The sequence below is a fragment of the Streptomyces sp. NPDC050388 genome (assembly GCF_040655635.1).
Lineage (GTDB): Bacteria > Actinomycetota > Actinomycetes > Streptomycetales > Streptomycetaceae > Streptomyces.
Genome location: NZ_JBFAKH010000196.1, coordinates 1 through 4924 on the forward strand (window position 1 = coordinate 1; position 4924 = coordinate 4924).

The 4924-nt window shown below is 72.5% G+C and carries 4 protein-coding genes and 2 pseudogenes; 2 read left to right on the forward strand and 4 right to left on the reverse strand.

Annotated features, from left to right (window positions below; genetic code table 11):
• Positions 1 to 997: 997 nt before the first annotated feature.
• Positions 998 to 1969: a ferritin family protein gene (locus AB0I73_RS40330; RefSeq protein ID WP_363045363.1), complete on the reverse strand. Its 972-nt coding sequence runs from the start codon at positions 1967 to 1969 to the stop codon at positions 998 to 1000.
• Between the two features lie 111 nt (positions 1970 to 2080).
• Entirely contained in the window at positions 2081 to 2299 is a 219-nt protein-coding gene (locus tag AB0I73_RS40335; protein ID WP_363045366.1) for a Tn3 family transposase, read from the reverse strand.
• 201 nt (positions 2300 to 2500) lie between these two features.
• Here AB0I73_RS40335 and AB0I73_RS40340 point away from each other — a divergent pair.
• A pseudogene (locus AB0I73_RS40340) lies at positions 2501 to 2767 on the forward strand (IS6 family transposase); the annotation flags it as partial.
• 139 nt (positions 2768 to 2906) lie between these two features.
• Here AB0I73_RS40340 and AB0I73_RS40345 read toward each other — a convergent pair.
• Positions 2907 to 3353, reverse strand: a pseudogene (locus tag AB0I73_RS40345) (alpha/beta fold hydrolase); the annotation flags it as partial.
• Positions 3354 to 3416: 63 nt separating this feature from the next.
• Complete coding sequence (locus AB0I73_RS40350; RefSeq protein ID WP_363045364.1) at positions 3417 to 4445, reverse strand: SEC-C domain-containing protein; 1029 nt, start codon at positions 4443 to 4445, stop codon at positions 3417 to 3419.
• Between the two features lie 241 nt (positions 4446 to 4686).
• Here AB0I73_RS40350 and AB0I73_RS40355 point away from each other — a divergent pair.
• Positions 4687 to 4924, forward strand: a 238-nt coding sequence (locus AB0I73_RS40355) for a hypothetical protein (protein ID WP_363045365.1), incomplete at its 3' end; no start/stop codon positions are given.

The following is a 4924-nucleotide window of genomic DNA, read 5'->3' on the forward strand; positions in this document are numbered from 1 at the left end:
GGTGCGGTGGGCGCGGTGATCAGGGTGATGCCGTTCATGTCGTTCTTCACGCTGGTCACCGTGGCCGTGGTGCCCCTGGCCGCCGCGCTGTACATCGCCACCAGTACGGCGTGGGGCGTGGTGGAGCGGGCCGTCCTGTACCGGTGAGGGCGCGGACCGTCGCCCCCGGCCGCCGGGTGTGCGGGCCGTGGCCCTGCCCGTCGGCCGGTCGGCTGCCTGTGAGGGCCTGCCGGGTGCCGAGCACTGCTCCATATGCGCGCCCACCTCTCACGCGCGGATACATCTGTCGCAAAATTGCTGAAAAGATAGATTTTCGGGCGAATATTTCTTGCTGCTTGTTGGAGGAGACCCCGTGGATGTCGGGCTGATCAACGGCCTTCCCAGCCATCCTCTCTTCATTCACGGCGCAGCGGTGCTGGTCCCGCTGACGGCGTTGGCGCTCGTGGTCTGTGCGCTGTGGTTTTCGGCGGCGCGCAGGCTCAGCTGGGTGCTGCCGGTCATGGGGCTGGTCACTCTTGTCCTGGTGGTGCTGACCACTGAATCCGGCGAGTGGCTGGAGGACCGGGTGCGGGAGAGTGCGCTGGTGGAAGCGCACGCCGAGATGGGGTCCGGTCTCACTCCATGGGCGATCGCCCTGTTCGTGCTGACGGTCGCCGTCTGGCTGCTCGGACGCGCCGGCCTCCGCCGGGAACGAGACCGCGGCGGGGAGGCCGACAGTCCCGCCGGGGGCGGGGCGTCCGCCGTGGCCCGGACGGCTTCTTCCGTTCCGGTGCGCGTCGTGACGCTGGTGATCGCCCTGGTCGTGGCCGTCGGCGCGGCCGTCCAGGTGTACCGGATCGGTGACTCGGGTGCGAAGGCGGCCTGGCAGGGCCGTTTCTCGACGAGCCGGTCCGGCGCCGGGCGGCGACGCGCCGGAGGCGGTCCGGCCGGCCCCGGTGAGGCATCGGCCGGACCGCCTCGCGTGCTGCGTGCGGCCCTCCGGGCGGGGCCCGGGCGGTCAGCCCAGCTGGTCGAGCGCCTTCTGGAAGGCGGCGGCGTGCCGGGCCTGGTCCGCGGCGGTGTCGCGGAAGAAGCGGGCGGCGGTGCTGTCGCCGACGGCGGTGGCCCGCTCGGCGAACCCCGGGTACACCATGGTCGCCTCGTGGCGCTCCCCGGTGATGGCCTTGTCCAGGTTCTCCCTGGTCGCGCGGACCAGGCCGGCCAGCACCGCCTCGCCGGCGAGGTGCTCCCGCAGTTCGACCTCGGCCGTGCCCTCCCACAGGCGGGCCAGCGCGGCGTTGCCGGTTTGCTGGGCGTGGGCGGCGAAGAGCATGTACTTGGCGTGGGCGAGCCCCTCGCCGTGCAGGGCGGTGTCCAGGTTGGCCTTGGTGCGGGCGGCCTTGACCTTCGGCAGCCCGGCGGGCACCGGCACCACGTCGGCCTTCGGCGGTTCCGGGATGGTGCCGCGGCCGGTGGTGACGACCTCGAGGGCGGTGCGGAAGGCGTTGCGGTGGCGGCCCTCGTCGGCGGCGATCTCGCTGAAGAGCTTCGCGGCCTCGAGGTCCCCGTCCGCGCGGGCCTGCTCGGCGAAGCGGCGGTACATGACCTCGTGCTCGTAGGTCTCGCCGTCGATGGCCTGGCGCAGGTTGGCGGCGTTGCCGCCGACCATGCCGATGAGGGTGGCCGCCTCGCGCAGGTGTTCGTTCAGCTCGGTCTGCGCCGTGCTGCGGAAGAGCCGGGCGACGGCCGGCAGGCCCTGGCGGTCGGCCTCGGCAGCGAAGAGGCCGTAGACGGCGTGGGCGTACGCCTCGCCCTTCATCGTGGTGGTCAGGTCGGCGATGGTCTGCGCGTGCAGGGCCCGGCCGGCGGTGTGCGGCGCCGGGGACGCCCCGGCCGGGTCGCCCCCGGCCAGGGCCGGCGCCGCCGGCACGGCGGCGGCGGTCAGTGCGGACAGACCCACTGCGAACGTACGTATCGAATGGCGGAACACGATGTCCTCCTTTCGGGGCGCACCCTTCTGGGTGCGAACGCCCCTCCTCATGCCACCCGCACCCGCACACCACCGCCCCTTCACGTCACCCATCCGAGTGGATACGCACAGTCAACATGTGCCTTTTCGTAGCAGAGAGAGCCGGGCCACGTCCTCGCCCAGGACCTCATGCTCGCGCTGGTCGGCGGGCAGGGAACAAAGCTGCTCGACGGCGGCGTTCAGGACCAGCCCCAGCGCGCCGAGTTGGTCCTCCTGCCCCGCCCGGTACGCCTGCATGATCTGTCCGCGCTTGCCGTGGCAGATGTCCCGGGCGGGCTTGTGACCGAGCATCCGCAGGTAGAACCCGGACCGGCCGCCGGGCCCCCGCGGTGGGGTTTCTGGACTTTCTGGACCGCTCCTTCGCGTGCACGCGCGTGATGGCAACAGCGAAAGCTACTGGGTCACGCCCCCCAGAGGCGTTGTCAGGTTGTCCGGCGGCGTTCCTGATGAGCATGATCATCGGGTGGATCGTCACCGGTGAGAGGGCAGGTCGTGGGCTCGGTGCAGGCACCCTCGTACCGGGGTTGCCGTTATCCGCCGGAGGTCATCGGTCACTGTGTGCGGCTGTATCACCGGTTCGCCCTGAGCCTGCGTGACGTCCAGGAGCTGATGCTGGAGCGGGGCGTGATCGTCTCCCATGAGACGGTGCGGCGCTGGTGTGTGAAGTCCGGGCAGCAGTACGCCGGCGTGTTGCGCCGTCGGCGGCCCCGGCCCGGTGACAAGTGGCATCTGGGTGAGGTTTTCATCAAGGTCAACGGCCCGCCACAGGTACTTCAGCTTGAGCTTCCCCCGAGATGCGGAGTTGCGTGACAGCAGGTCAGATGGGTCTCGTGAAAGGAGCCCAGACGATGCCTGCCCCGAGAAAATATCCGCTGGAGTTGCGTGAGCGCGCGGTGCGGAACGCGCCCGTGCCGAGCAGCCGCAGCATCCCCTGCCAGTAGCGCTTGACCCGCAGGTCGCCGAGGCGGACCGACTGCCCCCAGGTGAACGGCGCCGGCTCGACCACCGCGTTGACCAGCGAGGGCTCCCGCGCCGCGGCGATGGTGGCGGCACCGCCGGAGATCGAGTGGCCGACGAGCACGGCCGGGCCGCCCAGGTGACGGATCACGGCGAGCAGGTCACCGGCGAGGGCGGTGCGGCTCCACGCCGGCCAGTCGGTACTCGATGCGCCGCAGTCGCGCAGATCGACCGTGGCGACCCGGTATCCCGCTGCCACCGGCGGCGGGATACCGGCGCGGTACGCGGCGCGGCTGTCGCCCATGCCGTGTGCGAGGACGATCAGGGGGTCGGACCTCGCGATCTCGTAGGCGATCGTGCCGCCGTCGACGGCAAGGTGCTCGGGCATGACAGCCTCCAGGCCTGCCAACGACGGATCCTCCCGCCCCCGGCCCCTCCGCCCCGGTCCCCGTCACACCACTGGCGTGCCGTGGCACTCCCCGTACGGGCGGCCCGAACCGCACCAGCAGGCGGCCGACCGCTGCGGCGGCCAGGGCACGGCCCGGCCGCGGGCCGCCAGGGTGGTCGCGTACTGGGGGAGGAGGTCGGTGTCGCCCGGGGTGGTGGCCTCGGAAGCGGCGAAGGCCTCGTAGGAGGGGACGGTGCCGGTGACGACGCCCAGGTTGGGGGTGCCGGAGGCGGCTAGTTCGCGCAGGGCCGTCTCTATGGTGGCCAGGTGCTCCTCGTGGGAGGGGTACTCGGTGGCGAGGGAGGGGTACGCCTCCAGGAGTTCGGCCAGTTCCGGGGCCGGCCAGTGCAGGAGCGCCACCGGGAAGGGGCGGGACAGAGCGGTCCGGTAGGCGCCCAGTTCCGCTCGGAGGCGGGAGATCTCCGCCTCCAGCTCCGCTGGGTTCTCCGAGCCGAGCGACCAGACGCGCTTCGGGTCGTGGAGTTCGTCCAGGGTGACGGGCAGGCTGTGGACGGTGTCCGCGAGGGCGTCCCACTCGTCGTGGGGGACGCCCAGCATGCGGCGGACGCGGTGGCGGCCGAAGAGGAGCGGGTGGGTGGCGGCCGGGGGCTCCGGGACGTCGGTCAGGAGGAGGCGCACCGCCTCCGTGAACGTCTCGTGCGCCGCCTCCAGTTCGTCGTGCGACTCCAGGGACTCCGCGACGACCACCCAGGGGGCGGGGTCGCGCGGGGCCGCGGTGCGGATGCCGTCGATGATCGCGCGGGCCTCCGCCTCGTGGCCGTACTCCCACAGGTTCGAGGCCTTCAGGGCGCGGACCAGGTACGGGCCCTCCAGCTCCGTCTGCCCGGTGTCGGAGGCCAGCAGGCGGTCGTAGAGGGCGGCCGCGGCAAAGCGGTCGCCGGAGAGTTCCAGGTGGGCGGCGGCCCGCAGCAGCAGGGCTTCGGCGTCCTCGGGATACAGACCGGCGGTCCGCTCCAGGCGGGCCGCTTCGGCGGTGTGGTCGACGTTTTCGGCGGGCGTGTCGGGGCGCATGGGTGACACCGTACTGCCGACGGGCGACGGGAGGGGGAGAGTGTCTCGTCACACGGGAGCGGATGGGCCGCACGGGCCCCGGGGCGCCGGTGCACGGGTCCTGCCGCCCGCTTGCGCGGCCCGCGCGGCCCGTCCGGGAACCGTCGTACCGTCCTGGACGTCGGGATGAGCGCGACGATCTGTCGTGTCGTACAGGGGCCTGATGCGCGAGGCGAAGGGGGGAGAGGGGGGGGTGAGGCGAGTGATCCGTAGCCGGACGGGTTCGCGTTGCGGTGTCTTCCCCGGGCTTCTTTCGCTGCCCCGGGTCTTTCTGCCCCTGCTGCTGCTCCTGCTCGTGCTGCTGGACGCCGGCGGGCTCTCCGCCACCGTCGCGCTCGCCGCGACCGCCGCGGCCGGTGCCGCGCTCGCCGTCTGCGCCCTGGTCGCCGCGCGGTGCGCGCCCGTCGTGCCGCCCACCCGGGTGCGTACGGCCCTGCGCG